This is a genomic window from Actibacterium lipolyticum, from assembly GCF_900184935.1.
Lineage (GTDB): Bacteria > Pseudomonadota > Alphaproteobacteria > Rhodobacterales > Rhodobacteraceae > Actibacterium_A > Actibacterium_A lipolyticum.
Genome location: NZ_FXYE01000002.1, coordinates 1,331,473 through 1,356,377, shown reverse-complemented (window position 1 = coordinate 1,356,377; position 24,905 = coordinate 1,331,473). Strand labels below are relative to the sequence as shown.

Annotated in this window: 27 protein-coding genes and 1 tRNA gene; 12 read left to right on the top strand and 16 right to left on the bottom strand. The window is 58.8% G+C overall.

All coding sequences use genetic code 11. The features are described from left to right. Positions 1 to 45: 45 nt before the first annotated feature. The gene (locus COL8621_RS15280) at positions 46 to 1,080 is read right to left on the bottom strand and encodes a LacI family DNA-binding transcriptional regulator (protein WP_235823897.1); all 1,035 of its coding nucleotides are present in this window, start codon (positions 1,078 to 1,080) and stop codon (positions 46 to 48) included. 140 nt (positions 1,081 to 1,220) lie between these two features. Here COL8621_RS15280 and COL8621_RS15275 point away from each other — a divergent pair. After that, a tRNA-Arg gene (locus tag COL8621_RS15275) sits at positions 1,221 to 1,297 on the top strand. Between the two features lie 4 nt (positions 1,298 to 1,301). On the opposite strand, the gene COL8621_RS15270 is transcribed toward COL8621_RS15275, so the two are convergent. Both COL8621_RS15270 and COL8621_RS15265 read right to left on the bottom strand, forming a co-directional pair. Continuing rightward, positions 1,302 to 2,006: a winged helix-turn-helix domain-containing protein gene (locus COL8621_RS15270; RefSeq protein ID WP_093968151.1), complete on the bottom strand. Its 705-nt coding sequence runs from the start codon at positions 2,004 to 2,006 to the stop codon at positions 1,302 to 1,304. After that, positions 1,978 to 2,271, bottom strand: coding sequence for a hypothetical protein (locus COL8621_RS15265; protein WP_093968150.1), 294 nt, complete (start codon positions 2,269 to 2,271; stop codon positions 1,978 to 1,980). Before COL8621_RS15265 ends, COL8621_RS15270 begins: the two co-directional genes overlap by 29 nt. Positions 2,272 to 2,441: 170 nt before the next feature. On the opposite strand from COL8621_RS15265, the gene COL8621_RS15260 reads away from it, so the two are divergent. Beyond that, positions 2,442 to 2,924 (top strand): hypothetical protein, encoded by a 483-nt coding sequence (locus tag COL8621_RS15260; protein WP_093968149.1) that lies wholly within the window; start codon positions 2,442 to 2,444, stop codon positions 2,922 to 2,924. Here the strand turns inward: COL8621_RS15260 and COL8621_RS15255 are convergent. Then, positions 2,921 to 3,280, bottom strand: a complete 360-nt coding sequence (locus tag COL8621_RS15255; protein WP_141137900.1) for a hypothetical protein — start codon at positions 3,278 to 3,280, stop codon at positions 2,921 to 2,923. The two genes, COL8621_RS15260 and COL8621_RS15255, sit on opposite strands and share 4 nt — an antisense overlap. 205 nt (positions 3,281 to 3,485) lie before the next feature. Here COL8621_RS15255 and rnhB point away from each other — a divergent pair, with 205 nt between their 5' ends. Both rnhB and COL8621_RS15245 read left to right on the top strand, forming a co-directional pair. Further along, complete coding sequence (rnhB, locus tag COL8621_RS15250) at positions 3,486 to 4,109, top strand: ribonuclease HII (RefSeq protein WP_093968628.1); 624 nt, start codon at positions 3,486 to 3,488, stop codon at positions 4,107 to 4,109. A gap of 105 nt (positions 4,110 to 4,214) precedes the next feature. Beyond that, on the top strand, positions 4,215 to 5,330 hold the full coding sequence (locus tag COL8621_RS15245) for a site-specific DNA-methyltransferase (protein ID WP_093968147.1): 1,116 nt from the start codon (positions 4,215 to 4,217) through the stop codon (positions 5,328 to 5,330). 84 nt (positions 5,331 to 5,414) lie between these two features. On the opposite strand, the gene COL8621_RS15240 is transcribed toward COL8621_RS15245, so the two are convergent. Together COL8621_RS15240 and mutY are read right to left on the bottom strand one after the other, a co-directional pair. Continuing rightward, a complete protein-coding gene (locus COL8621_RS15240) occupies positions 5,415 to 6,554 on the bottom strand; it encodes an alkane 1-monooxygenase (RefSeq protein WP_093968146.1) in 1,140 nt (379 codons plus the stop codon). Positions 6,555 to 6,596: 42 nt separating this feature from the next. Beyond that, a complete protein-coding gene (gene mutY / locus COL8621_RS15235; RefSeq protein WP_093968145.1) occupies positions 6,597 to 7,655 on the bottom strand; it encodes an A/G-specific adenine glycosylase in 1,059 nt (352 codons plus the stop codon). Between the two features lie 87 nt (positions 7,656 to 7,742). On the opposite strand from mutY, the gene COL8621_RS15230 reads away from it, so the two are divergent. The 3 genes from COL8621_RS15230 to COL8621_RS15220 are packed head-to-tail and all read left to right on the top strand — an operon-like array spanning position 7,743 to position 10,061. Then, positions 7,743 to 8,264: a DUF721 domain-containing protein gene (locus tag COL8621_RS15230; protein WP_093968627.1), complete on the top strand. Its 522-nt coding sequence runs from the start codon at positions 7,743 to 7,745 to the stop codon at positions 8,262 to 8,264. A 13-nt stretch (positions 8,265 to 8,277) separates the two neighbouring features. Further along, positions 8,278 to 8,913 (top strand): DsbA family protein, encoded by a 636-nt coding sequence (locus COL8621_RS15225; protein ID WP_093968144.1) that lies wholly within the window; start codon positions 8,278 to 8,280, stop codon positions 8,911 to 8,913. 5 nt (positions 8,914 to 8,918) lie between these two features. Beyond that, positions 8,919 to 10,061 carry a CaiB/BaiF CoA transferase family protein gene (locus COL8621_RS15220; protein WP_093968143.1) on the top strand — a complete coding sequence of 381 codons (1,143 nt, stop codon included), beginning with the start codon at positions 8,919 to 8,921 and terminating at the stop codon, positions 10,059 to 10,061. Here the strand turns inward: COL8621_RS15220 and lpxK are convergent. The 6 genes from lpxK to COL8621_RS15190 form a co-directional block, all read right to left on the bottom strand. Beyond that, entirely contained in the window at positions 10,048 to 11,049 is a 1,002-nt protein-coding gene (gene lpxK / locus COL8621_RS15215) for a tetraacyldisaccharide 4'-kinase (RefSeq protein WP_093968142.1), read from the bottom strand. The two genes, COL8621_RS15220 and lpxK, sit on opposite strands and share 14 nt — an antisense overlap. Then, positions 11,049 to 12,257 (bottom strand): 3-deoxy-D-manno-octulosonic acid transferase, encoded by a 1,209-nt coding sequence (locus COL8621_RS15210; RefSeq protein ID WP_093968141.1) that lies wholly within the window; start codon positions 12,255 to 12,257, stop codon positions 11,049 to 11,051. Before COL8621_RS15210 ends, lpxK begins: the two co-directional genes overlap by 1 nt. An 11-nt stretch (positions 12,258 to 12,268) precedes the next feature. Beyond that, positions 12,269 to 12,514, bottom strand: a complete 246-nt coding sequence (locus COL8621_RS15205) for a DUF4170 domain-containing protein (RefSeq protein WP_093968140.1) — start codon at positions 12,512 to 12,514, stop codon at positions 12,269 to 12,271. Positions 12,515 to 12,586: 72 nt separating this feature from the next. After that, the gene (locus COL8621_RS15200) at positions 12,587 to 13,357 is read right to left on the bottom strand and encodes a 3'(2'),5'-bisphosphate nucleotidase CysQ (protein ID WP_093968139.1); all 771 of its coding nucleotides are present in this window, start codon (positions 13,355 to 13,357) and stop codon (positions 12,587 to 12,589) included. Further along, a complete protein-coding gene (locus COL8621_RS15195) occupies positions 13,344 to 14,690 on the bottom strand; it encodes a TldD/PmbA family protein (protein ID WP_093968138.1) in 1,347 nt (448 codons plus the stop codon). The genes COL8621_RS15200 and COL8621_RS15195 overlap by 14 nt, the downstream gene beginning before the upstream one ends. A gap of 105 nt (positions 14,691 to 14,795) precedes the next feature. Next, entirely contained in the window at positions 14,796 to 16,304 is a 1,509-nt protein-coding gene (locus COL8621_RS15190) for a DUF2125 domain-containing protein (RefSeq protein ID WP_093968137.1), read from the bottom strand. A gap of 129 nt (positions 16,305 to 16,433) precedes the next feature. On the opposite strand from COL8621_RS15190, the gene COL8621_RS15185 reads away from it, so the two are divergent. The 4 genes from COL8621_RS15185 to COL8621_RS15170 all read left to right on the top strand — a co-directional run bounded on the left by COL8621_RS15185 (position 16,434) and on the right by COL8621_RS15170 (position 20,416). After that, the gene (locus tag COL8621_RS15185) at positions 16,434 to 17,189 is read left to right on the top strand and encodes an SDR family oxidoreductase (RefSeq protein ID WP_093968136.1); all 756 of its coding nucleotides are present in this window, start codon (positions 16,434 to 16,436) and stop codon (positions 17,187 to 17,189) included. After that, positions 17,186 to 17,812 carry an enoyl-CoA hydratase/isomerase family protein gene (locus tag COL8621_RS15180; RefSeq protein ID WP_093968135.1) on the top strand — a complete coding sequence of 209 codons (627 nt, stop codon included), beginning with the start codon at positions 17,186 to 17,188 and terminating at the stop codon, positions 17,810 to 17,812. The genes COL8621_RS15185 and COL8621_RS15180 overlap by 4 nt, the downstream gene beginning before the upstream one ends. A 121-nt stretch (positions 17,813 to 17,933) precedes the next feature. Continuing rightward, entirely contained in the window at positions 17,934 to 19,250 is a 1,317-nt protein-coding gene (locus COL8621_RS15175; protein ID WP_093968134.1) for a mechanosensitive ion channel family protein, read from the top strand. Further along, the gene (locus COL8621_RS15170) at positions 19,247 to 20,416 is read left to right on the top strand and encodes a TIGR03862 family flavoprotein (RefSeq protein ID WP_093968133.1); all 1,170 of its coding nucleotides are present in this window, start codon (positions 19,247 to 19,249) and stop codon (positions 20,414 to 20,416) included. Before COL8621_RS15175 ends, COL8621_RS15170 begins: the two co-directional genes overlap by 4 nt. Here the strand turns inward: COL8621_RS15170 and COL8621_RS15165 are convergent. After that, positions 20,407 to 21,000 carry a glutathione S-transferase family protein gene (locus COL8621_RS15165; RefSeq protein WP_093968132.1) on the bottom strand — a complete coding sequence of 198 codons (594 nt, stop codon included), beginning with the start codon at positions 20,998 to 21,000 and terminating at the stop codon, positions 20,407 to 20,409. The genes COL8621_RS15170 and COL8621_RS15165 overlap by 10 nt on opposite strands. A gap of 128 nt (positions 21,001 to 21,128) precedes the next feature. Between COL8621_RS15165 and COL8621_RS15160 the strand changes: the two genes are divergently transcribed. Then, on the top strand, positions 21,129 to 22,208 hold the full coding sequence (locus tag COL8621_RS15160) for an Acg family FMN-binding oxidoreductase (protein ID WP_207652089.1): 1,080 nt from the start codon (positions 21,129 to 21,131) through the stop codon (positions 22,206 to 22,208). Here the strand turns inward: COL8621_RS15160 and COL8621_RS15155 are convergent. From COL8621_RS15155 to lptE, 3 genes are all read right to left on the bottom strand, one after another. After that, entirely contained in the window at positions 22,200 to 23,189 is a 990-nt protein-coding gene (locus COL8621_RS15155; protein WP_093968625.1) for an LLM class flavin-dependent oxidoreductase, read from the bottom strand. The genes COL8621_RS15160 and COL8621_RS15155 overlap by 9 nt on opposite strands. A 225-nt stretch (positions 23,190 to 23,414) precedes the next feature. Continuing rightward, positions 23,415 to 24,434, bottom strand: a complete 1,020-nt coding sequence (holA, locus tag COL8621_RS15150; RefSeq protein WP_093968131.1) for a DNA polymerase III subunit delta — start codon at positions 24,432 to 24,434, stop codon at positions 23,415 to 23,417. Next, positions 24,431 to 24,901, bottom strand: a complete 471-nt coding sequence (lptE, locus tag COL8621_RS15145) for an LPS assembly lipoprotein LptE (protein WP_306345726.1) — start codon at positions 24,899 to 24,901, stop codon at positions 24,431 to 24,433. The genes holA and lptE overlap by 4 nt, the downstream gene beginning before the upstream one ends. Positions 24,902 to 24,905 lie beyond the last annotated feature (4 nt).

Sequence of the window (24,905 nt, the reverse complement as noted above, 5' to 3'; positions counted from 1 at the left end):
AACATCAAAGGGTTTGCCTTGTCCACTCACCACTACGCAGAGTCATCAACGTTTTAGTGTGTCACCAACATCAAGACGCGGCGAAAGTTCGATGCGCTGCCCAGAATGGTCTGCCCCGTCTTCGGTGCATTTGGCGATAATTTCGGCCGCTTTGTTCCCGATTTCCCGGCGGCATGCATCCATCGTCGCCAGTCGTGGGTTCAAACCGTCAAGCAGTTCAATGCCGTTGAAGCCGGCAAGGCCAACCTGACCGGGGACATCGATGCCATTGTCCAGACAATACAACAGCCCGCCAGCGGCGATCATGTCGTTGGAATAGTAAAGGAAGTCCACATCGGGGCTGCGTTTCAGCACCATCTCTGTCAACTCGCGCCCCTTCAGAAGCCCGGACCCGCCCGAATAAAACTCGTGATCCGCGATCTCGATGCCTTCTTTGGCCAGCGCGTCGGTCAAGCCTTCGAAACGTTTGCGCGCGCGGTGGTCCAGCGGCATTTTGGTGCCAAGAAACGCAATGCGTTTGTACCCGGCCTTTGCAATCTCTTTCGCCATCTCGATCCCCGCGCGGCGGTGAGAGATGCCAACCATGGAATCGATAGGTTCCCCATCGGTATCCATAATCTCGACAATCGGGATGCCTGCGTTTTCCAGCATCGCGCGCGACGCTTCGCTATGTTCCAACCCGGCGATAATCACACCGGACGGGCGCCACGAAAGCATTTCGTAAAGCACGCGCTCTTCTTGTTCTGGGCGGTAATGGGTGATGCCGACGACGGGTTGAAGCGGGCTGTTTTCCAAGACTTCGGAAATACCGGTCATCACCTCGGGGAACACCATGTTCGACATCGACGGAATGATGACGGCGACAAGGTTCACACGCTGAGATGCAAGGGCCCCTGCGATCTTGTTGGGCACATATCCCAGCTTTTTGGACGCCTCTAAGACCCTTTCCCGTGTGGCTTGGCTAACATCGCCGCGATTTCGCAGAACGCGGCTGACTGTCATTTCGCTGACACCTGAGGCTTCGGAAACATCCCGAAGGGTCAGCGGACGGCGCGAGCGGGTGGGGGGAGTGTCTGTCAATGGCGTGGCCCTGTAACTTTTAACTCTTCCACCTAGTTAAAGACAAAGCGGGTGATTGTCCAAGCCTCATGGGAGTTTACATTTTCGCGCCGCATGTAGGGTTGAAACCAGCGAACCTTTCCTGCAACAAATGCCCCGATGGCCCCGTGGCTCAACTGGATAGAGCAGCCCCCTCCTAAGGGGCAGGTTACAGGTTCGAATCCTGTCGGGGTCACCACTTGTCAGATCATCCGAATGACGTCTTTGTCGATCGACAGCATATAGCCTTTGCGGGCGATGTTCTTGATCAGCAATTCACTGACCATCTGATTACCCAATGTATCGCGCAGACGTTTGATGCGGGTCGCACCTGCGGCCTCGTCGCAGTCAACGGCAAGTCGGCCTGAAATCATCGCCTCAATTTCGGCCCCCGAAAGCACGTCGTCGTCCATCCGTGCCTCTGCCAGAACCGCAAGGGTTTCGATGGCGGCGGCGGTCAGTTTGAATTCCATGTTGTTCAGCAGAACCGTGTTTTCATCTCGGCTGATCAGAAGGGAAGAGACCTGAATTCCGTTACGCTCGACCTCTCCCATGCGGCGGTTTAGGCCGATGATGGTGACAAGGAAGACCAACGCGGCAAGCAACAGGGCGGTCGCAAAAATCAGCAAAACGAAGATGATCATCCGGTACGAGGAAAGGACATCGGAAAACGCTGTGCCGGACTCGGCCAGAATTTCCAACAGCTTGATTTCCGCGCCCGAGCGCAGATCGTCATTTTCGATGAATATCTGTTCGACCCGCGCGTTGAAGGCGTTGGCATCCGGCAAGTTCAGGAACAACAACACAGCCGTCGCCAAAAGGATCAGCACAATCGCGGCGATCCCCAGCGGCACCACGGGAAGGTTATCGCGCCATCCCTTAGTAGCGGAGGAAGAATTTTCCGGCACTCTCTTTCCTTTCGGCAAGCCCATCCTGACCAAAGATGGACATGACGTTCAACAGCTTCCAGCCATCGCTTGCGATGCGCCGTTCGATCACGCCAGCGGCGTCACTGCGTGCGCCGCAGGCTTTGTCGGGAAGCTCAATAACCCCGTAGTGCAGGCGCAACGGGTCATTTTGCTTGGCCTTATAGTCTGCATAACACGCGGCTGAGGCAGGCGCGGCCAACAGGGCAAAGGCAAGCCCGACGGGAAGGAGAATACGAGTGTTCATAGGTTGGCAATCTGGCGAATAGCGGGAGGTTATTCAATAACAAGCGGCGTTTTCGGGGCTGCTATCGCATAACAACGTCTGGTTATTGCCTGTCAGGCCACTGTGAGGCGACGGTTGGGGCATCGTTGATAGGCGGGGTCACCCGCACCATCCACAAAAGGATACGCCCGATGAAAAGAACAATCACCGCATCATTGTTGGCAGCCACTCTTGCGCTGGGCAGCATTACCGCCGTGCCCGCATATGCAAGTTCATCAAGTGACAAGGCGCTAAAGACAGCAGTTGGCGCGCTTTTATTGTTCGGTATTGCGAATGAGCTTTCGCGGGGTGGGTCGTCAAGTTCGCCAAAGCCGGTTCATTCCACACCATATAATAAGCCGCAGGATTGGCCCCAGCATCCCGGATACGCGAAGAAAAAGCGAAAACCGTCGGTTATTCCTCTGCAATGTCTGCATTCTGTGTCTGCACCCAAAAGCAAACGTCGCGACACGCGCCATATCGTGACTGAGCGCTGTCTGCGCCGCGAGGGTTTTCGCGGATCGTTACCGGGGCAGTGCCATACCACCTATCCCACGTCCAAAGGTTACTATTCCGGGTATTCCGCGAATTGTTTGACCAAGAAGGGCTATGTCATCGGCAGAACCCGCAACTAACGCGAGGCCGAGCAGCGCGCGGATTTCCCCTGAGCAGTCCAATCCGCGCCAGACTGGCGGGAGGAGCGATCCTCCCGCCCTTTTTTGTTTCCGAATTTTTCAGAGAAACTCGCGTGCCGTGCCTTCAGGCCGTCCACGGTCGCTTGCAAAGCCACAGCTTCCCCGGCGCATGCAGCTGCCACAAATTGATCGACGGAGGTTTTCATCGCCTGCGCCAGATGTGTGTATTCTGGGTTTCCGTTTGCCCGCGCTGGCGGGGACTGAACAAAATCATTTGCAAGGTAAGACAAAACGGCGGCGCGTTCTAACAGCGCTTGTTTGGTCGTGTCATCGATCATGGTGGTATCTGTATTCAACACATGCTCCATTTCTTCATGATACGCGGCTACCGCGTCTGGCTCGATTTTGGTTCGGGAAATTTGCATCTTGTGTGGTTGCTTTGTTTGTCAGGTATGGTTGCTGTGTGATGGCGGCTCCATGACAAATATCAAATCGTGCGGTTCGTTTTTGTGTCTGGGTTTCCCCTTGTCGCCCATCAATAACCGCGCGATGTCAGGGGGCATGACAGTATTGATCCCTGATTTCAGCTTCGAAGAGGCCGCATTCGCCCGCGGCGCGCAATATGTTGTGGGCGTGGACGAGGTTGGGCGCGGCCCGTTGGCTGGGCCGGTTACCGCCGCCGCCGTGCGCCTGAACCCATCGCGGATTCCGGCGGGCCTGAACGATTCAAAGAAGCTGACCGCCAAGCGGCGCGAAGCACTTTACGAGGAACTGTTGGAGGTTGCCGAAATCTCTGTCGCGCATGCCAGCGTGGAAGAGATTGACGAGATCAACATCCTCGCCGCATCGCATCTTGCCATGTGTCGCGCCATCGCCGGGCTGCCTCAATTGCCGGACTATGCGCTGATTGATGGCAACCTGATGCCCAAAGATCTGCCGTGCGCGGGCGAACCACTGATTAAGGGGGATGCCCGTTCGGTTTCGATTTCGGCCGCTTCGATTGCCGCGAAAGTTACGCGCGATCGGATCATGGTGGATTTAGCGCAACAGCATCCCGGCTATGGCTGGGAGACGAACGCCGGATATGGATCAAAAGGACACATGCTTGGGCTCCAAAATCTTGGCGTGACCCCACACCATAGACGTTCGTTCAAGCCGGTACACAATATCTTGTATCAAGAGTAAACTGTAAGTAACTGATTCAAAAAAGAAATTGACGGCGAATCGCCTTTGACTCATCTTTGTCCTTAACAAAACGACGCCCAAAGAGGCGCGAACTGTGAGGCAGACATGAAGACAATGACCAAGGTGAAGGGGGCGTCCGCGCTCCCTCTCAATCAGATTATGGGTGGCGACTGCGTGGAGGTTATGAACAGCCTTCCGGAGAATTCGGTCGACCTCGTTTTTGCTGATCCGCCCTATAACCTTCAGTTGAAGGGTGATCTTCATCGCCCCGACAATTCCAAGGTGGATGCGGTTGATGACGCGTGGGATCAGTTTTCCTCGTTCGCGGCATATGACCGGTTCACGCGCGATTGGCTGAAAGCGGCCCGCCGCATTCTTAAGCCAAACGGCGCGATCTGGGTGATCGGTTCGTACCACAACGTATTCCGTATGGGTGCCGAACTTCAAAACCAGGGCTTCTGGATTTTGAATGACGTCGTATGGCGCAAGTCGAACCCAATGCCGAACTTCCGCGGTAAGCGCCTGACCAATGCGCATGAGACGCTGATCTGGGCGTCCAAGCAGGAAGCCAGCAAATACACCTTTAACTACGAAGCGCTGAAATCGCTGAACGAAGGTGTTCAAATGCGCAGTGACTGGGTGCTGCCGATCTGCACCGGGCACGAGCGTCTGAAAGACGAAAACGGCGACAAAGCGCACCCGACGCAAAAACCCGAAAGCTTGTTGCATCGCATCATGGTCGCCACCACGAACCCCGGCGACGTCGTGCTTGACCCGTTCTTCGGTACCGGCACCACCGGTGCGGTGGCCAAGAAACTGGGCCGCGAATTCATCGGGATCGAGCGCGAAGAAGCGTATCGCCAAGTTGCCACTAAACGTATCGAGAAGGTCCGCAAGTTCGACAAAGAGTCGCTTGTCGTGTCCGCCTCCAAACGGTCGGAACCGCGTGTGCCGTTCGGCCAGCTTGTCGAACGTGGCATGCTGCGCCCGGGCGAGGTTCTGACCTCTCTCAACCAACGTTATTCGGCTAAAGTTCGTGCAGATGGCACGCTGGTGGCGAATGACGTTAAGGGCTCCATCCATCAGGTTGGCGCGGCACTGGAAGGTGCGCCATCGTGCAACGGTTGGACCTATTGGTGCTTTAAGCGCGAAGGGAAAACCGTGCCGATTGATCTGCTGCGTCAGCAGATCCGCGCGGAAATGACCGAACGCCCAAACTAATCTGACATCACAAGATACCGCCGGTGCCTGTGGCCTGACACCACGGCATCAACTGTGCCCCGCCTTCTGGCGGGGCTTTTTTGGTTATGCGCCGCGCGGGTAAGGTGTTTCGCCCTTGTTATAGGGCGTCCAGTCTTCAATCTCGGGGTAGAAATGCTTGCGCCAGGCCCGCACGCGCGGGTTCATCCGGCGGCGCCACAACGGTGGCATCATCGCCAGCGTTGTCATCGCTGGATAGCCAAACGGCAATTGCGGTGCCTCGTCCGGTTCATAGTTCTGAAGCAGGGGAAAGCGCCGGTCGGGCTTATAGTGGTGATCAGAATGGCGTTGCAGGTTGATTAGCAACCAATTCGACGCCTTGTGCGCGGCATTCCAGCTGTGGCGCGGTTTGACGTGTTCGTATTTCCCGTCGCCCAGATGTTTCCGCGTAAGGCCGTAATGTTCGATGTAGTTTACCAGCTCTAGCTGCCAAATGGCGACGACGGCCTGAAACGCGAACAGCCCCAGCCCGGCCAAGCCACCCAACAGATACGCCAGCATCAGCATACCCGCCTGCAATGCCCAATAGCGCCAGAATGGGTTGCTTTGATGTGTCCACTTCAACCCTTTACGCGCCAGCAACGCTTTTTCGGCCTTGAAGGATGAGGTCAGGCTTTGCCGCAGAACCCGTGGGAAAAACCTGTGGAACCCTTCGTTATAGCGCGCGGTTACCGGGTCCCGTGGGGTGCCGACATAAAGGTGGTGCACACGCAGATGTTCGGACCGAAAGTGGCTGTATAGGACCGAGGCCAAAAGAAGATCGCCCAGCCAGCGTTCGAACCGGTTCTTTTGATGCATCAGCTCGTGCGAATAGTTGATCCCGACAGAGCCGGAAATCACCCCAACACCAAAGAAAATCGCAACCTGTTCCCACGTCGAAAGATGGCTGGTGTGGGTGACATACCAGATCGTGCCAAAGGTCACGCCGAACTGGATGGGAAACCAGATAAGCGTGATCAGCCGATACCAGAACAGTTGGTCATCCGTCGTTTCCAGATCAGCGTTGGCCTTGTTCAGCCCCGTCAGCAGGTCAAGGATGCTGAAAAGGCCCCAGCCGAAAAACGGCAGCGCCAGAACCCACCAGCCGCCGTTCATCGCACCCAATATCGCAAGCGGGATCATGCAAAGCGACAGCCAGAACGGCAGCGCGTTGCGCAGTTTTGCGACTTGCGAAGGTGATGTCATGCTTGTGCTTTCTACTTTGTCTGTCCGCAATATAGGCTTGCCTTATGCCGCGTTCAAAGTTGATTGCGCCAAGTCGAATGCTTTGCGCATGACCGTGGGCAGGTCAGAGGGCCGGAAATCAGACGGCGGAATGAACGTTCCCGTGCGTGGGTTTGTTCCGTCCGGCGCTGCGGCCACCCGCACGGCAAGGCGCAGGTGGAAATGGGTGAAGGTGTGGCGCACCTCTGCCCCTATGTCGTGCCAGTTGGCGTCAAACGGCGGGGTCTCTTGCGGTGCGTCGCTCCATTCGGAACCGGGCCAGCCCAACATGCCGCCCAGCAACCCTTTGTCTGGCCGCCGCTCTAACAGCCATGCGCCATCGCTGCGTTGCGCAAGGTAGGCAAAGCCGTATCGCGTAGGTTTTGCTGCTTTGGGCAGTTTGCGCGGCAGTTCGGCCTGAATGCCCTTTTTGCGCGCGGCGCAGGGGGATTGGACCGGGCAAATTCCGCAGGCGGGCGATTTCGGGCTGCATATCGTTGCGCCCAGATCCATCACAGCTTGGGCATGGCAACCGGGGCGCTGCAGCGGGGTCAGCCGTTCGGCAAGGGCGGTCAGTTCGGGCTTGGATGTCGGCAACGGCGTTTCAACGGCAAACAAGCGCGCCATGACCCGTTCCACATTGCCATCCACCACAGTCGCAGCTTCGTCAAACGCGATAGAGGCGATGGCCGCAGCCGTATAAGGGCCGATGCCGGGCAGTGTAAGCAATTCGTCGCGCGTATTGGGGAATACGCCGCCATAATCGTTCGCAACCACGCGCGCGCATTTCAACAGGTTGCGAGCGCGGGCGTAATAGCCAAGCCCGGCCCATTCACCCATCACATCGCCATCGTCCGCAGCGGCAAGGGCGGTGACATTGGGCCAGCGGGCCGTGAACCTTTGAAAATACTCTTTTACTGCGGCGACGGTGGTTTGTTGTAGCATCACCTCTGACATCCAAACGGCGTATGGGTCTGGCAGCACACCAGCCTTGCGCGCGGTTGGCCCAACCCGCCACGGCATGTCGCGGGCGTGGGTGTCGTACCATTCCAACAGGGCGTCGCTCACCGCTTCGTCACGCAATCTTTATATCCTTCGCCATTGGTTTAGGCTGGTTGCCTGCAATTCAGGACACTAGGATAGGGTGCAGAACAGGAAATGACAGGCAAGATGCGCAGTTCACCTTCCAAACCTCGCCAATTCCGCCGTAAGCGCGGTTTCGAAAGGACATCGAGCCTTTTGGGTGAACGGATTCGGACGGTCGGTGAAAAGCGCGGTTTTGCAACCACGCGCCTGTTGACCCATTGGGCCGAGATTGTCGGCGAACAAACCGCCCGAACAGCACGCCCCGTCAAAGTCAGTTATGGGCGCGAAGGATTCGGCGCCACGCTGACCGTTCTGACCACTGGCGCAAACGCCCCCATGCTGGAAATGCAAAAAGAGCAGATCCGCGAAAAGGTGAACGCCTGCTATGGCTATGCGGCGATTGCCCGTATTCGGCTAACGCAGACCGCGCCGACCGGCTTTGCCGAAGGTCAGGCGCAATTTGCTCCGGCCCCCAAGGCAAAGGCCGAACCTGATCAGGCCACGATTGATCAGGTGGCGGGGCTTTCAGAAAATGTTGCGGATGACGGCCTGCGCGCTGCGCTGGAAATGCTGGGCCGCAACGTACTAACAAGATCCAAACGGTAAGGAGACCGTATTGATGAACCGCAGAACCTTTCTGACCCTCGGTGCCACGACGCTTGGCCTTTTGGTAGGCTCGAACTTCAGCACGGCGTTGTCGCCTGTTGGCATGGCGTCGGCGGAAACGGCAGACATTCAGGATATGGTGCTGGGTGATGCTGATGCGCCAGTTACGGTCATCGAATATGCGTCGTTCACCTGCCCACACTGCGCCACGTTCCATGACAATGTGATGCCCAAGCTGAAAAGCGAATACATCGACACCGGCAAGGTCAAATTCGTCTACCGCGAGGTCTATTTTGACCGCCCCGGCCTTTGGGCCGCAATGGTCGCGCGCTGTGGTGGCGATGTGCGTTATTTCGGCATTTCGGACATGCTGTTTGACAAGCAACGTGAATGGATTGGCGACGGAGAGCCGGGCGGGATCGCGCAGAACCTTCGCAAAATCGGCAAATCCGCTGGCCTGACCGATGCCGATCTGGATGCCTGTTTCGCAGATGGCGATAAGGCTCAGGCGATGATTTCACACTACGAAGACGTGATGAAAGAGTACGACATTACCGGCACCCCGTCGATTGTCGTCAACGGCACGCTTCATGGCAACATGAGCTATGAAGACCTGAGCGAAATCATTGATGCTGCTTTGACCAACTGACGCTTATGACAACGCCTTTGGCTGGCCTGAAGGTCATCGAACTTGCGCGCATTCTGGCCGGTCCTTGGGCCGGTCAGGTGCTGGCTGATCTAGGGGCAGATGTCATAAAAGTCGAAAGCCCCGATGGCGACGATACGCGCCGTTGGGGGCCGCCATTCATTGACCGCGGCGATGATCATTCGGCGGCATATTTCCACGGCTGCAATCGTGGAAAACGCTCTATCGCGGTGGATTTTCGAACGGATGAGGGCCAGGCGCTGGTGCGCGACCTGATCGCCGACGCGGATATCCTGATCGAGAATTTCAAGGTCGGTGGTCTTGCCAAATATGGGCTCGACTATGCCAGCCTTGCCGCGCTGAACCCGCGCTTGATCTATTGTTCGGTCACCGGGTTTGGCCAAGACGGGCCATATGCCAACCGCGCGGGGTATGACTTCATCATTCAGGGCATGTCTGGCCTGATGTCGATCACGGGCGAACCGGGCGGCCAGCCGCAAAAGGCAGGCGTTGCCATCACGGATATTTTCACTGGGATGTATTCGGCCACTGCCATTCTGGCCGCTGTCACTCTGCGCAGCCAGACCGGCAAGGGCCAGCACATCGATATGGCGCTGCTTGATGTCGCCACCGCGATCACCGCAAATCAGGCCATGAACTATCTGACCACCGGAACGCCGCCGGGGCTTATGGGGAACGCGCATCAAAACCTTGCGCCCTATCAGGTGTTTGATTGCGCCGATGGGCATCTAATCATCGCCACGGGGAATGATGGTCAGTACAGCCGCTTGTGCATATTGCTGGGCATTCCCGATATGGCCACCGCGCCGGAATTCCTGACCAACGCCGACCGCATCGCCAACCGCGAAGCGTTGATTGCGAACCTGACGGCGCAAACCCTCCAGCGCACAAAGGCGGACCTTTTGGCCGCGTGCGAGGCCGTGGGTGTACCTGCCGGGCCGATCAACAACATGGCAGAGGTGTTTGCCGACCCACAGGTTAAGCATCGTCAGATGGCGCAAAAGCTGGATGGCGTGCCAACCGTGCGCGCACCTATCGTGTTTTCGGATGCCGAACTTGCGATGGAACGTGCCTCGCCCAAGTTGGATGAGCATGGCGATGAAATCCGTGCAGAGCTTAAGCGCCGGTAAGACCAAGCCGATCAAGTGCGGCATCCATCGGTGCCCAGTCGATCAATTCCAAACGCACCGGAACCGTCAGCACCTTGCGGCGGAAACTGGCGGGCAGGCGCACAGCGTCTTTTTCCGTGGTGACCAGTTGCGCGCCCAGCGTCGCGGCCTCTAACTCCAGCCGCTTCATCAGGGCTTCGGTCAGGGGTTGATGATCGCTTAGTGCCTCGGCCCTTATCAAGTGCGCGCCAAGGGCCTGAACTGTGGCAAAGAACTTTTCCGGGTGCCCGATCCCGGCGAAGGCCAGCACCGAAAGCCCATCCCAATCCATGCCGGTGAAAAGCGGTGCAAGCACCCCAGACAGATGCGGGATGGTAAGTGTTTCGCCCCACATCTGCGCGAACTGGCGCTGGGCCGCGTCTGGCCCGATGGACAGAACGACATCGCCGCGCGCAAGGCCCGCCGGTACGGGTTCGCGCAAGGGGCCCGCAGGAATGACCCGCCCGTTCCCGAACCCCTTTGCCGCATCCACAACGATGATGGACAAGTCTTTGGCAACCGCCGGGTTCTGGAAGCCATCGTCCAAGACGATCACATCGGCCCCCGCAGCTTCGGCGGCCTTAACACCTGCGGCGCGGTCTTTGGACACCCATGTCGGGGCAAAGGCGGCCAGAAGAAGCGGTTCGTCCCCGACATCATCGGCGCTGTGTTGGCGTTCAACCACCTGCACCGGCCCTTCAAGCCGCCCGCCATAGCCGCGCGAAACTACATGTGGTGAAAGCCCACGAGCCATCAGGCGGGTCAAAAGGGCGATCGCGGTGGGCGTTTTGCCTGTGCCGCCTGCGTTGATGTTCCCGATGCAGATGACCGGAACAGACGCTTTGTATGGCGCACCCTTGCGCAGCCGCCGCGCCGTTCCCGCCGCATAAAGCGCGCCAAGCGGTGCCAGCAGGCGTGGCATGATGCCCGGCGCATTCGGTGGGGTGAACCAGAAACTCGGAGCGCGCATTATTGCCCCCGTCCGCTGTCTAGCGCGGGCGCAAGTTGGCTGACGATCCGTTCGGTGGTTTCCGCGCCAGAACTTGAAACCTCCCAAGCGGCATGGGCCAGTTTTGCGGCTTGATCGGGGGCGATCAGTGTCTCTAACGCGCGGGCCAAACTGGGCGCATCACGTACCGTACGCGCCGCGCCTGCTGTATCCAGTTTGGTGTAATAATCTTCGTGGTCAGAGGTTTTGGGGCCATGCATGATGGCCACGCCCAGGCCCGCTGGCCCGGCGGGGTCAGCGCCCGTGCCATGCCCATCAGGGCTCAGTGTGCCCCCCAGAAACGCAACGGGCGCAAGGCGGTGCCACAGCCCCATTTCACCCGAGGTGTCGGCCACGAAAATCTGGGTTTCTTCGTCGGGTTCCTCATCGGTAGAGCGCAGGGCAACGCGCCACCCTTCTTGGCGCAGGTTATCGGCAAGCGAAGGCCCGCGATCGGGGTCGCCCGGAACCAGAATAAGTAACAGCCGATGCGCATGACGGGCCACGCTGGCGTGCGCCTCGATCACAATGATGTCTTCGGCGGCGCTGGTGCATGCGGCAAGCCAAGACTGACGACCGGCCATCAAACGGGATAGGTTTTCACGTTCTGACTCATTGCAAGGCAGCGCGGCTGGCCCTTCGCACAGTGGCCCCGTGATTTCGATCCGCGCGTCGGGAATGCCAGCCTTTCGAAGCCGCTCTGCCTGGGCGTTGTCGGTTACGAACAAGCGGGTTGCCCGGCGCAGGATCGTGCGTGGCAAACGGGCGGGCAGGGCGTCGCAGATCATAAAGATCGCAGCCTTGCCACGGTCGGCCGCCAAAACCAGATGCGCCGACAAGTCCGACGTGAAAAACAAGGCAGCATCCGGCTGCCATTGGTCCACAAAGCTGCGGGCCGACGTTGCGCTATCTGCAGGGCGGGGTTGGTCAGTTATTTCGGGCGCGGTTGGGCCGGGGCTTGGGATCGTAACGCCCGTTGAAAAGACGCGCAGGTCTTCGCAGTGTTCACCAGCCGAGCGGACAAGCGCCGCCAGCGCATCGGTGTTGCGAAGGTCTGTATTGTCGATCCACAGCAGCGGCTTGGCGCCCGCTTGTCCCTGCGCGTTAGGCTTGCGCCCGCGTTCAGGACGGTCAGCTTGCGCCGGCCGTCGAAACGCCGATTTAAACCAAGTTGGCAGGGAAAAGTTCATGGACCAAAGGCTCAGCCGTCAAGTTCCTCGGTAGAGCTTGCAGCGGCTTCTTCGTCACGCAGGCGGTGAAGGTGCGCAATGAAATAGCGCATGTGCGCGTTATCGACGGTGCGCTGAGCCTCGGCCTTCCAGGCATTATATGCGGCTTCATAGTTGGGGAAGATGCCCACGATATGAATGTCATCAACGTCTTTGAAGGTGCTTTTGGTTGGGTCCACCAGTTCGCCACCGAATACAAGGTGCAGGCGCTGCGTCATTGTTACTCTCCACTGCTGAGTGCGTGTTTGACGTCAAACTAAACCAAGCGTGACGCAGGCGAAAGGACGGACTCAAGCCAAGCGATGAATGATGTCGTGGTGAACCGTTTTGCATCCGGCCACTGTGCCGTGTGATGCTGGATGTTCCGTGTTGTACTTAATTTCCTTGCCGAATGTGTCGGTAAAGGTACCACCCGCTTCGGCCAAAATAAGTGCGCCAGCGGCAATATCCCATTGCCATGTGCTGTGCGTTGTCAGCATCGCGTCATAGCGGCCTTCGGCAACCAGACACAGCCGATAGGCAAGCGATGGCCGCAAGTGCGCCTTGGCTTTTGGCACTTCGCCGCGCCAATAATCGGGGGTCATGACCCGCCGCGGGGTCAGAAGGGTTGCGCCGTCAATACCACCGCATTGCGCGACCTTGATGGGGGTGCCGTTGAAAAAGGCTCCACCGCCCAGCGTTGCGGTGTAAAGCTTTTCGCGCAGCGGCAGCATCACAACACCGGTGACCACCTTGCCGTCTTCGACAACGGCCAGTGAATGGGCAAAGGTACGTTCCCCATTCAGGTAAGCGCGGGTGCCGTCCAGCGGATCAACGATAAACAGCCGGCGCGCGCTTAGGCGGGCTGGGGAGTCTTCGGTCTCTTCCGACAGCCAGCCATAATCTGGCCGCGCGCCGCAAAGGGTGCTGCGCAGCATGTCATCGATTTCATAGTCGGCTTCGCTGACTGGGCCTAATCCGGGCTTTTCCCACGTCTTCGGCGATTTTCGCCAAAAGCGGGTCGCGATACGTGCTGCCTCTTCTGCGGCGTTGATCAGCAGGGAAAGGTCACTCTCCGGCAAGGGTTAACCCTTCGACCAAAAGGCTGGGAATGCGACGCGCAAGGTGTTGGCGCGCGTCATTCGCTGGGACAATGGTTTTCAGCATGTCGCGCAGATTTCCCGCAATCGTGCATTCGTTGACCGGATAGGTGATTTCGCCATTTTCCACCCAAAAACCTGAGGCCCCGCGCGAATAGTCGCCGGTGGTCGGGTTGATCGAACTGCCGATCATCGAGGTCACAAGAAGCCCCGTGCCCATATCCGCCAACAGTTCTGCCCGCGTTTTGTCGCCCGGTGTCAGGGTCACGTTCGAAACCGAAGGCGACGGCGGCGAAGATGTCCCGCGTGCGGCGTTGCCAGTACTTTGCAGGCCAAGTTTGCGCGCAGTCGCAAGATCAAGGATCCAACGTTCAAGCGTGCCGTCCAAAACGATCGCCGATTTGGCCGTTGGCAAGCCTTCGGCGTCAAACGGGCGCGACCCACCGATACGTACGCGATGCGGGTCTTCGATCAGCGATAGCCCGCTTGGCAACACCTGTTCCCCCATCGCATCCAGAAGCCAAGACGCGCCCCGCGTGACCGACGTGCCGTTAATCGCGGACAGCAGATGCCCGATCAGCGACGATGCGATGCGTTCGTCATAAAGAACGGGGAACGCGCCGGTTTTGGGTTTGCGTGCGCCTGCGCGTTCGACAGTTCGTTCTGCCGCGATACGGCCAATTTCGGCCGCGTCGGGCAGGTCGTTCTGAAAGATGCGGACTTCGCCGTTATAGTCACGCTCCATGTCGGTGCCGGTGCCGGTAATCGCAACGCAGGAAACAGCCCGGTCCGTGCGCGCATAGCCGCCCGCGAAACCGTTGCTGCCAGCAAGGTGCACTTGGCGGCGGCCATATCCGGCAGATGCGGATTGAACCTGCGAAATCCCGGCAACGGCCATTGCGGCGGCTTCGGCGCGACGGGCGTCTTCCTCTAGCGTGGCGGGGGCAGGTTCCGGCGAAGGGTCGGACAGCTCTAGCGCGTCAACGTCCCAGCCTGTGGCAAGCTGCGCAGGGTCGGCCAGCCCGATATAGGGGTCTTCCGGGGCCTCGCGTGCCATGGCGACAGCACGCGCTGCCATTTCGCTGATCGTCGCCGCGCGCGTGTCAGAGGCCGAAACGCAGGCCTGTCGTTGTCCGACGAACACGCGAAGGCCGATGTCGGTCCCTTCAGAGCGTTCGGCCTGTTCCAGCTTGCCGTCGCGCACATCAATCGAAAGCGATGTCCCCTCTACCGCGATGGCATCGGCGGCGTCGGCACCGGCACGTTTCGCGGCGTCCAACAGCTGGGCGGTAAGCGGGGCAAGCGTTTCAGGCATCAAAAAGCGTTCCGATATTACATATGATCCGTTGGACCTAATGTGCAAAAAGGCCCCGCGCAAGCAAGCACGGGGCCTTTTCGTGTTTGTTGGCTGGGCAAATGCTCAGCGCAGACGCTGCCCGTTGGCCAGAACCTGGCCGTCTTCGGTCATCGTGATTTCGGAAACCAGCGCATCGTCGCCTTCACCCGGACGGGCAAACAGGCCCAGCATCATGCGAAAGCCCATGACTTGTTCCTGTGGCAACAGACCCATTTCCACAAGCTTGTCCATCAGGCCGTTCCCGCCATTCAGTTGCAGGTTCAAAGTACCCGCTGGTTTCGGCATGCCGCCCATTTCGCCAGTGCCGGAATTGTCGAAGGTGAACGCGCCATCGCCCGTCAGGGAAGCGCCAGCGACGGACAGTTCGATGCCGTTGATATCAAGGCTCTCGATTTCGCCGGGTGCTGTCGTGATGTCGGCCATTGCTTCTGGGTTTGTAATTTCGAACAACCAACGCGCTTTGCCCGACAGGTCAACCAACAGCGTGGCGGGATCGCGTGGCAGAATTGCGGTTGGGTCGAACAGGGCCCAAACATCTTCGTTCAGGGCAAGGCCGTTGATCTGTGTAACCAGCCCAATGTCCGTAGGTGCGTCCGTCTTGGCAACCGGCATTTTCAAATTGAACGCCGAGCTTTCCATGGTGGCCGCCAGGGCCGGAATCGGCAACTGAGTGCTTGTGAGGGTTAGATGAGAGCCGAATGATTTGATGCCATAGTCGAATGACGCATCGGCTAGCGTGACAGAGAAGCTGCCGTTTTCCGCCCCGCCTTTGACCGTTCCTTTGCCGTCTGGGGCGTCGAAATCAAACGAATAGTTGGACGCGCCATAGGTCAGTAGCGCGTCTACTGCCATGCCGCCTGCTAAGTCTTCTGCCAGATTTCCCTGCGGGTTCGCTTCAAGTGGCATCATGCCCGACGATTTGGACACCATATCTTCGATTTCAAATTTCGCGGCGAACGATCCATTTTCTTCCGGGAATTCAGCGCCGACATCCAAAAGCAATTTATCGACTTTGCCAGATGACTTCAGCGCGCGCATCTCTCCGTTCGACACCTCGTAATTGCCAGACACGGCCATCATTGCGAAGTTTGCGTTGACAGGAATTTCTTCGCCCTCGACCGTCATTCCGATGATGGCAAAGCCCAGCTGATCCGCAGAATAGTCATAGACAGAGTCGTCTGCCGTGCCGCTTACGATGGCTTTCAACCCAGATTGGTTGACGACCATCGGCACATCGATTTTTTCACCGGTTTCCGGTGTCATCGCCATGGTGAATGGGAATTCGGTCGGCAACGTGATTTCGACGGTGCCGTTTGGCAGCTCTGTCAAAATGATCTGGCCAAACGACCCGGTCGCCGTCGCATCGGGTGTTTCATGGGTCAGGGTCGCGTCGCTGATCGTCAGAACATCGCCCGACTGGCTGACGGTTCCGGTGATCTGTTCGCCATAGCTTTTGCCAAGGGCCTGAATGTTTTCCCAGACTTCCATCGCGGTAATATCCGCAGAAGCGCCGGATGCAAAAAAACCGCTTGCCAGCAAGGCGATGGCCGAAGCGGAATTAGAGTGTCTCATAACTGTGCCTTCCAAAATAAATTAGTTGGCGGAACAATCTGCTTTCGCGGCAAAAGGGTCAAGGGCATGAAGTGGCTAGAAACGGTCAAGTTTGCAGGGTACCAATTGTGTAAGTGATAGGGGGCTGCGATGGCTGACATGACTGGAAAGACGGTACTGATCACCGGGGCAAGCCGGGGCATTGGGGCCTCTGCCGCGCACCATTTCGCCAAGGCGGGCGCCAAGGTCGCGCTTGTCGCACGCAGCGGCGAAGCGCTTGAAAAGCTTAGCGCAGAGATTGGCGATGCGGCCCTCGCGCTGCCCTGCGATGTCAGCAACTACGCGGATGTCGAGGCGGCGGTAAGCGCCACGGTCAAGGCCTTTGGCGGGCTGGACGTGTTGATCAACAACGCGGGCGTTATCGAACCGATTTCCCGGATGGAAAAAGCCGACCCTGCGGCGTGGGATCACGTTATCGACATCAACCTGAAAGGCGTCTTTTACGGAATGCGCGCCGCGTTGCCGGTGATGCACCGCGCGGGCGGCGGTTCTGTGCTGACCATCAGTTCCGGTGCGGCTCATAACGCGCTGGAGGGTTGGAGCCATTATTGCACCTCCAAGGCCGCTGCTGCGATGCTGACCATGTGTCTGGACAAGGAAGAGCGCGCAAAGGGCATCCGCGCGATGGGCCTTTCGCCCGGCACCGTCGCCACCCAGATGCAGCGCGAAATCAAGGCCAGCGGTGTAAACCCGGTCAGCGAGCTTGCGTGGGAAGATCATATTCCCCCCGAATGGCCCGCCAAGGCGCTGATGTGGATGTGCACAAGCGATGCGGATGAATTCATTGGACAGGAAATTTCGCTTCGTGATCCTGAGATCCGCCGTCGCATCGGAGTTGGCCAATGATTGCACTGGAAAAGGGCGATGCCCGCTGGACCGTCACGATCAACCGCCCCGACAAGGCGAACTCCCTTACCAAAGAGATGTTGCGCGAGCTTGAGGTGATCTTTGCCGAAGCCGGGCGCGCCGATGTCGCGGCCTTGGTTCTGACGGGCGAAGGCAAAGTGTTTAGCGCGGGTGCCGATCTGGACGAGGCGAAGGCAGGCTTGGCCACCGATGGCGTCTGGGAGCGCCTTTCGACGCGGCTGGCCAATTTGAATTGCCTGACCCTGTGCGCCTTGAATGGCACGCTGGCGGGTGGCGCGTTTGGTATGGCCTTGGCCTGCGACATGCGCATCGCTGTGCCTTCGGCCAAGTTCTTTTACCCCGTGATGAAGCTTGGCTTTCTTCCGCAACCCTCTGATCCGGGCCGGTTGGTGGCGTTGGTCGGCCCTGCGCGGGCCAAGATGATCCTAATGGGCGGTGCGAAACTGACAGCGGAAGAGGCGTATGCCTTTGGCCTGATCGAGCGCATTGTCGCGAAAGACGAACTGCCGGGGGCGATCGACGCCTTATGTGCCGACGCCGAAGCGGCCGCGCCGAAAATTCGTGTTTCGATCAAGGATATGTGCAACGGCAAACCCGTATAGGGTTTCGGCGGGGGCAAATGCGCAACGAATTCCTGCGTGCCTGTGACCTTGCACCTTGAGATTACAGCAATTCATTGTATCAGCTTGTCTTCATACTTTGGTGTGGCGAAAGGCGTGATAGATGGAAAACCAACCTGAAATCGTTCAAAAAGCGCTTGGCTTTGCCCAGCAAGGTTGGGAAATCGCATTAAAGTGGCTAACCAGCCCCGCCGCGTGGTCGCAATTCGCCATCCTTGTCGTGGCGTTCTTGATCGCACTGGTGGCGACGCGAAAGATTACCCCAATTGTCACACGCATCCTGACGCCGGCTGAGGATCAGGAAAATATCATCGCCCGCGCACGGCGCTTTGCTTTGATGTTCTTGCCGCTGTTACTGCCTTTGCTGGCCTATGCCCTGACGGGGCTGGGGGAACAAATTACGCGATCTGTCTTCGGATCGGGCGCGGTGATTGCGTTCGGCAAACGGGTCTTCATGTTTCTTGCGGCACGCATTCTGGTGCGTGACATCATTAAAGACGGCTTCTTGCGCCTGCTTGGCCGTTACATCCTTATCCCGATTGCCGCGCTTTATGCGCTGGGCCTGCTGGATCTGGCTTCGCTTCACCTGACCGAAACACGGGTGGGTGTTGGCAATATCTCGTTCTCTGTCATGTCGCTGATCCGCGGTCTCATCGCCGGAAGCCTGCTGTTCTGGCTGGGGCGTTGGTCGAATGACCAATCCGCCGCCTATATCGGCAAGCAAGAGGAGTTGCGCCCCGCCACACGGGAACTGGCAATGAAAGCGGCCGAGATTTCGATCTTTGGCGTCGCGTTCCTGTTGTTGATGAACATCCTGGGGATCAACCTGTCCACCCTTGCGGTTCTGGGTGGTGCGATTGGTGTTGGCCTTGGTTTTGGCCTGCAAAAAATTGCATCGAACTTTATCTCGGGCGTGATCCTGTTGCTGGAAGGGCAGGCAACCGTTGGCGACTACGTCGAACTGGACGGGGGAGAGGCGGGCACGATCGTCAAAATGACCGCCCGCGCGGCCATTTTGGAAAGCTTCGATGGCCGTTGGATCGTGGTGCCGAACGAAGATTTCATCACCACCCGCGTGGTCAACTATTCTGATTCAGGCAGCGCCAACCGATACGAAGCACCGTTTTCCGTTAGCTACAACACCGACATCAACGCCGTGCCTGCGATCATCGAAGCAGCCGTGGCCAAGCACCCCGATGTGCTGGACGAGCCATACCCGCCAGATTGCGAGCTGCGCGGCTTTGGCGATAGCGGCATAGATTTTGCCGTCGAATTCTGGGTGAATGGCATTGATGACGGTGCGAACAAATACACCTCGGATGTGCTGTTCTTGGTCTGGAACGCGCTGCGCGACAATGGCATCGAAATTCCGTACCCACACCGGGTTGTGGAGTTCAAAGGAACGCCGCCGCAAGTATGACAGACGCATTGATCATTGGCGCAGGCCCCGCCGGTCTGATGGCGGCCGAGGCGTTGGCCGATGCCGGGCGGCAAGTGTTGGTGGTGGACGCAAAACCATCCGTAGGGCGCAAGTTCCTGATGGCCGGTAAGTCCGGGTTGAACCTGACCAAGGACGAACCCGACGCCAAGTTCATGCATGCCTATGGAAAAGACGCAGGCCCACTTGGCCCGATGATTAAGGCATTCGGCCCCGCCGCCGTTCAGGCATGGGCGCAGCAGCTGGGGCAAGAGGTGTTCACCGGCTCATCCGGCCGGGTCTTTCCAACGGCGATGAAAGCTTCGCCCCTGTTACGGGCATGGTTGGCGCGGTTGTCGGACAAAGGGGTGACCTTTCGCACGCGATACCGATTGTGTGACCTGACCAGCGGCAAAGCGGTTTTCGAAACACCGGACGGAACCAGCGAACTGTCGGCGCCGGTGATCGTTCTGGCGCTGGGTGGGGCAAGCTGGGCCCGGTTGGGATCGGATGGCGCGTGGGCTGACATCCTGTCGGCGAAGGGTGTTCCGCTGGCCCCGTTCAAGCCCGCGAATGTGGGGCTGAAGGTTGCGTGGTCGCCCCAGATGGCGCGCCATTTTGGTGCGCCGGTCAAAGGGGCAGCCCTGCAGGCCGACGGGCAAGTTGTGCGCGGCGAGTTCGTGATTTCGCAGCGTGGGCTGGAAGGCGGCGGGATATACGCCATTTCCAGCGCGGTCCGTGACGGGGCAGACCTTAGCATCGACCTGATGCCGGATTGGACCGTGGAAAAGATCGCCGAACGCCTGAACCGTCCGCGTGGGAAAAGCAGCGTTTCAAACCACATCCGCAAGGCGCTGAAACTTGATCCGGCGCGTCAGGCGCTTTTGATGGAATTCGCGCGCCCGCTGCCCGAAGGTATGGCGCTGGCGCATTTGGTAAAATCACTTCCCATCCGCCACGATGGCCCGCGCCCGATGGACGAGGCGATTTCGACGGCCGGTGGCGTGCAATGGAATGGGCTGGATGACACCCTGATGCTGCGTGATCTGCCCGGCGTTTTCTGCGCCGGAGAGATGCTGGATTGGGAAGCGCCGACAGGCGGCTATCTGATCACCGCCTGCCTTGCCACCGGGCTGTGGGCCGGGCGTGCAGCTGCGGCTTATTCCTGACGGGCCATCGCACGCTTATAGGCGGGGCGTTGGCGCATCGATTTGCCGTAATCGAGCAAGGGTTGCTCGGTCACTGGGAATTTGGCGACATAGGCCCAATTCAGGCAGTGGGTCAGCATGATGTCGGCAATGGTCATCTGCTCTCCCATCAAGAACGGTCCGTGGGACATGCGCGAAACCAGCGTCCTTTGACTGTTCTCGAATTCCCATTTCAGGCTTTCCTTGATCTCGGGAACGCGCCGTTCTTTGGGCAAGATGAACGTGTGGCGCGCGGCGGTCCAAAGCGCGGCGTCAAACTCATCAAGGATGAAGTGGGTCAGGCTGTCTTGGCGTGCGCGTTCAATCGTTCCGGGCGGGAAGCTTAGCGCGCCGTGCTTGTCGGCCAGATAGGTCAGGATGGCGGCGGAATCTGTGATTGCCTCTGCCTCGTCCAGTAAAACCGGAACCTTGCCGGAAGGGTTGGCGGCCATCACATCGTCCGAACGGGGGCCAGCCATCACATGTTCAAAGGGCTGTTCCAGTTCCTCTAACATCCACAAAACCCGCAAAGCGCGGCTGTTGACGGTTCCGATGACGGTGTACATGGCGTCCCTCCCTTGGCCTTTTGCATATCTGGCCCGGCAAAACCCCACTGGGCAAGTTATTTGCGACGGATCAAGGACAATACCCGGTTCCCACGGCAGGTTTACGCTAAGCAATGTGGAGGGCGGCCGTGAAACGCCAACTGACCAGACGAATGATTCTTGGCGGCGCTGTGCTGGGGGCAGGCGGGGTTGGCGCGGCCGTTCTGAACGCGCGGCGCACCGCAGGATATGACGCCGCGTTGGCGCGAATGCATCAACCTTTGGGCGCGGATCATGCTGCGCTGGTTCGTTATGCTACGCTTGCGGCAAACGGGCATAACACACAGCCGTGGCGCTTTGTTTCACAGGACGGCGCCATCGATGTATTGCCCGATTTCACCCGCAGCACACCAGTTGTCGACCCCGACGACCATCACCTTTTTGCAAGCTTGGGATGCGCCGTGGAAAACCTTGTTATTGCGGCGCGTGCGCAAGGGATGGCTGGCGATGTGGCGTTTGACGGGGGGCGGATGGTTGTGGATTTGACACCAGGCACTGTCGAGCGTCAGCGGTTGATTGCAGCGATACCCGAACGCCAAAGCACGCGGGGTATGTATGATGGCACGGCCCTTACGACGCAGGAGGCGGCGCGCCTGATCATAGCCGCCCAACAGCATGAGACACAGGCAATCTTCATTTCTGAACCGGGGCCGGTGGCCAAACTGACCGATCTGGTGGTCGCCGGAAACTCTGACCAAATCGCGGACCCGGCGTTTGTGCGCGAGCTGCGCGATTGGTTGCGGTTTAACCCGGTTGAGGCGGCGGACAAGGGCGACGGGCTTTTTTCGGGCTCAACCGGCAACCCCAGTTTGCCAAGCTGGGCGGGGCGGGCGGCTTTTCCGTTCGTGTTCACCGCTAAGGCCGAAAACCAGAAGATTGTTGAACAGGTCGCGTCTTCGGCCGGGTTCATCATATTGGTCGGGCCCAGCGATAATCCCGCCGGTTGGGTTGCGGCAGGGCGTGCGTGCCAGCGTGTGATGCTTCAGGCGACCATCGATGGTTTGAAATGCGCCTTTCTGAACCAACCGGTTGAGGTCCCCAGCCTGCGCGAGCAGGTTCAGGCAGAGTTCGGCCTTGGCGCCGCACGTCCGGATCTGATCTTGCGCGTTGGGCGTGGCCCGGCGACGCCCCGTTCGTTGCGTCGCCCTGTCAGTGCCGTCTTAACTTAGGTCACCCAGAACTTCGGCAGCGATGCGGAAAGAATTCAACCGCGCCGCGTGATCGTGAATTTGGCCGGTTACGATCACTTCGTCCGGTTTGAAGGTGTCGATTAGCGCCGATAGCTGTTGGCGCACCGTATCTGGGGAACCTGTCGCGGAAACGGAAAGCGCTTGATCGACTGACGACATAACGCCGGGGGCAAGCGTGGCCGTGATGTCGTCAACCGGGCGGGGCAGTGGCCCCGGATGGCCAAGGCGCAGGTTCGCGAATGCCTGCTGCATAGAGGTGCGCAGCCGCACCCCTTCATCATCAGTGTCGGCGGCGAACACGTTAATCGCCATCATCGCATGCGGCGCGGCAAGCTGAGGCGAGGGGCGGAAGCTGCGCCGGTAAACCTCAAACGCTTGTTCCAGCGCGGCGGGCGCAAAGTGAGAGGCAAACGCATAAGGCAGGCCAAAGTGCGCAGCCAATTGCGCGCCATAGAGGCTGGAGCCCAATATCCACAAAGGCACATGTGTGCCCGTTCCGGGGACGGCGCGAATGCTGGCTTTGGGGTTTGGATCACCGAACAAGCCCATCAGTTCCTGCACATCTTGGGGAAAGGTGTCGCCCTGTTGCATACCACGGCGCAGGGCGTGTGCGGTGGCCCCGTCGGTGCCCGGCGCGCGGCCAAGTCCAAGGTCGATCCGATCAGGGTACAGGGTTGCAAGCGTGCCGAACTGTTCAGCCACCACAAGCGGCGCGTGGTTGGGCAGCATAATACCGCCAGCACCGACGCGAATGGTCTTGGTCGCGCCTGCCACGTGCCCGATCAACACCGCCGTTGCCGCGCTGGCGATGCCGGGCATGTTGTGGTGTTCGGCCAGCCAATACCGGGCATAACCCCAGCCTTCGGCGTGTTGGGCAAGGTCAGTGGTGTTTTTCAACGCGTCTGCTGCGGTGAAACCTTCGGGGATTGGCGCAAGATCAAGCAGGGAAAATGGGGGCATCATGTGTGGCCTTCTGTTTGCCACCTACATTTGGGGAATTGGGGGTAAATGAAAAGGTGCGCAGGTGCAGAAGCCTTGCGCGCAAAAAACTTACGCCCCTCAACGTGAGGCACGTGAGGGGCGTAGCGAAACATTTGCACACTTAACAGAGGAACTTCGTCTAACCCCCTCATCTTGCAGGAAGTTTTGGCTGCTGCAACATGTCCAAAAGGTTAGCGGGCTACTCTATCGAGACCCCAACATAGCCAAACGTATAAGTGCACGTTCCATGAGGGCCATAGTCGGTGCTTTTTGGGTGGAGCGAAGCTGTAAATCCGTATCGGTCAGAATGGTCAGCGCTTGTTCAAGCCGGTACACCCCCCACTTAGAGGCTTGTCGCACCATTCTGTCCCGTCGTGGGCCAAATACAGGCGGGCGCATGCGGCTGATTCCCGAACTGGGACCGCCCGGATCGCAGGCTGCTGTGTGCAACGTGCGGAAATGACGGGTTGCACCAATGCACAAGCCGACAGGCTGAACGCCCTGGCTTTCCAGTTTGCGCATGATCGGGCCGATTTCTGTCGTGCGGGCTTCGGCCACGATGTTCAAGACATCATCCAGCGCCGCCTCGGTCGAGGTGGGCGCGCAGGCCAGAATATCCTCGCCGGTCACGGGCGACGGGTCCGAGAATTTGTACAGAGAGAGTTTTTCGATGGTCTGGCGAAAATCGCCGGGGTCCAACATGCGCGACAGGTTGGTCAGGTCCGTCATCGCGTCATTGTCAGCCGTCAGGCGGTGTTTCTGAAGCTCTGCCTCAATATCCTCCCGCGAGGGGGGATCGTCGTAGATGCCGATGGCATAGGCGTTCGGGTGGGCCTCAAACAACTTGCGCAGGGCTGAACGTGCGTTCAGCTGTTTCGCTGTGACAACCAGTTGGGCGTCACCTTCTTGCCATTCGGACAGGGCGGTCTTGATTGTCGGGGCCAGCCCATCGCCTGCCTCTTCGACAAAGGCAACGCGGGGCCCGGGAAAAAACCCTTGTGACTTTAGCGCGTCCAGCAATTGCGCCGGGTCAGACCGAAGGTCAGATGCAGGAATGCGGGTCAGGCGCATTTCTTCTTCGCCTTGGGGGCCAACGAGGGCGGCGATCACCTCTTGCCGTTTCAGGGCTACGCGCATGGCATCTTGACCATAGATCAACAGGCCAGTGCGCCGGGGGTCCGGTTTGGCAAAGTAACGGTTCGCGTCGCGCCCGGAAAGTTTCATTCGGCCCAACTTTCAGCGGTGGCAAGCAGCCGGGCGACGATTTGATCCGCAAGGATAATCATCAGCCGGTTATATGCGTCTGTTTCGGCAGCGCTGGTGGCAACGGTCGTGCCAGCAGCGGAATAGCCGGTAAAGCTGTTCACAGCGCCAGATGTCAGCAGCGCGCCGGTTGCTTGATCGACAAGCGTATAACTGACGTCGCCCGATAGGTTATAGCGCGTCGTCGATTGGCTGGACGTGATGGTCACACCCTGCGCGCTGGTCTTGATCGCATAGCTTAGCTTGAAATCGGGCGTCTGGGTGCGGCCCAGACGTTCTTCCAGACGCCCGGCCAGTTCATACCCGACACGGTTCTTTGGCGCGGCAACCAATATGCGGCCAGTCAGCCCGTCGGCTGCGCCGCCGGTGCCGTAAACTGGTGTAAACCCGCAGCCCGCCAATGGCAGGGCCGCGAGCATAAACAGCATTGTT

Coding starts and splice junctions, on each gene's coding strand:
- COL8621_RS15165 (WP_093968132.1), bottom strand. CDS start 21,000: ATGTACACCGTCATCGGAACCGTCAACAGCCGCGCTTTGCGGGTTTTG.
- COL8621_RS15225 (WP_093968144.1), top strand. CDS start 8,278: ATGAACCGCAGAACCTTTCTGACCCTCGGTGCCACGACGCTTGGCCTT.
- COL8621_RS15180 (WP_093968135.1), top strand. CDS start 17,186: ATGATTGCACTGGAAAAGGGCGATGCCCGCTGGACCGTCACGATCAAC.
- COL8621_RS15205 (WP_093968140.1), bottom strand. CDS start 12,514: ATGACGCAGCGCCTGCACCTTGTATTCGGTGGCGAACTGGTGGACCCA.
- COL8621_RS15240 (WP_093968146.1), bottom strand. CDS start 6,554: ATGACATCACCTTCGCAAGTCGCAAAACTGCGCAACGCGCTGCCGTTC.
- COL8621_RS15190 (WP_093968137.1), bottom strand. CDS start 16,304: ATGAGACACTCTAATTCCGCTTCGGCCATCGCCTTGCTGGCAAGCGGT.
- COL8621_RS15185 (WP_093968136.1), top strand. CDS start 16,434: ATGGCTGACATGACTGGAAAGACGGTACTGATCACCGGGGCAAGCCGG.
- lptE (WP_306345726.1), bottom strand. CDS start 24,901: ATGCTGTTTATGCTCGCGGCCCTGCCATTGGCGGGCTGCGGGTTTACA.
- COL8621_RS15210 (WP_093968141.1), bottom strand. CDS start 12,257: ATGAACTTTTCCCTGCCAACTTGGTTTAAATCGGCGTTTCGACGGCCG.
- COL8621_RS15230 (WP_093968627.1), top strand. CDS start 7,743: ATGCGCAGTTCACCTTCCAAACCTCGCCAATTCCGCCGTAAGCGCGGT.
- COL8621_RS15220 (WP_093968143.1), top strand. CDS start 8,919: ATGACAACGCCTTTGGCTGGCCTGAAGGTCATCGAACTTGCGCGCATT.
- COL8621_RS15245 (WP_093968147.1), top strand. CDS start 4,215: ATGAAGACAATGACCAAGGTGAAGGGGGCGTCCGCGCTCCCTCTCAAT.
- lpxK (WP_093968142.1), bottom strand. CDS start 11,049: ATGCGCGCTCCGAGTTTCTGGTTCACCCCACCGAATGCGCCGGGCATC.
- COL8621_RS15155 (WP_093968625.1), bottom strand. CDS start 23,189: ATGCCCCCATTTTCCCTGCTTGATCTTGCGCCAATCCCCGAAGGTTTC.
- COL8621_RS15265 (WP_093968150.1), bottom strand. CDS start 2,271: ATGAACACTCGTATTCTCCTTCCCGTCGGGCTTGCCTTTGCCCTGTTG.
- COL8621_RS15260 (WP_093968149.1), top strand. CDS start 2,442: ATGAAAAGAACAATCACCGCATCATTGTTGGCAGCCACTCTTGCGCTG.
- rnhB (WP_093968628.1), top strand. CDS start 3,486: ATGACAGTATTGATCCCTGATTTCAGCTTCGAAGAGGCCGCATTCGCC.
- holA (WP_093968131.1), bottom strand. CDS start 24,434: ATGAAACTTTCCGGGCGCGACGCGAACCGTTACTTTGCCAAACCGGAC.
- COL8621_RS15170 (WP_093968133.1), top strand. CDS start 19,247: ATGACAGACGCATTGATCATTGGCGCAGGCCCCGCCGGTCTGATGGCG.
- COL8621_RS15195 (WP_093968138.1), bottom strand. CDS start 14,690: ATGCCTGAAACGCTTGCCCCGCTTACCGCCCAGCTGTTGGACGCCGCG.
- COL8621_RS15175 (WP_093968134.1), top strand. CDS start 17,934: ATGGAAAACCAACCTGAAATCGTTCAAAAAGCGCTTGGCTTTGCCCAG.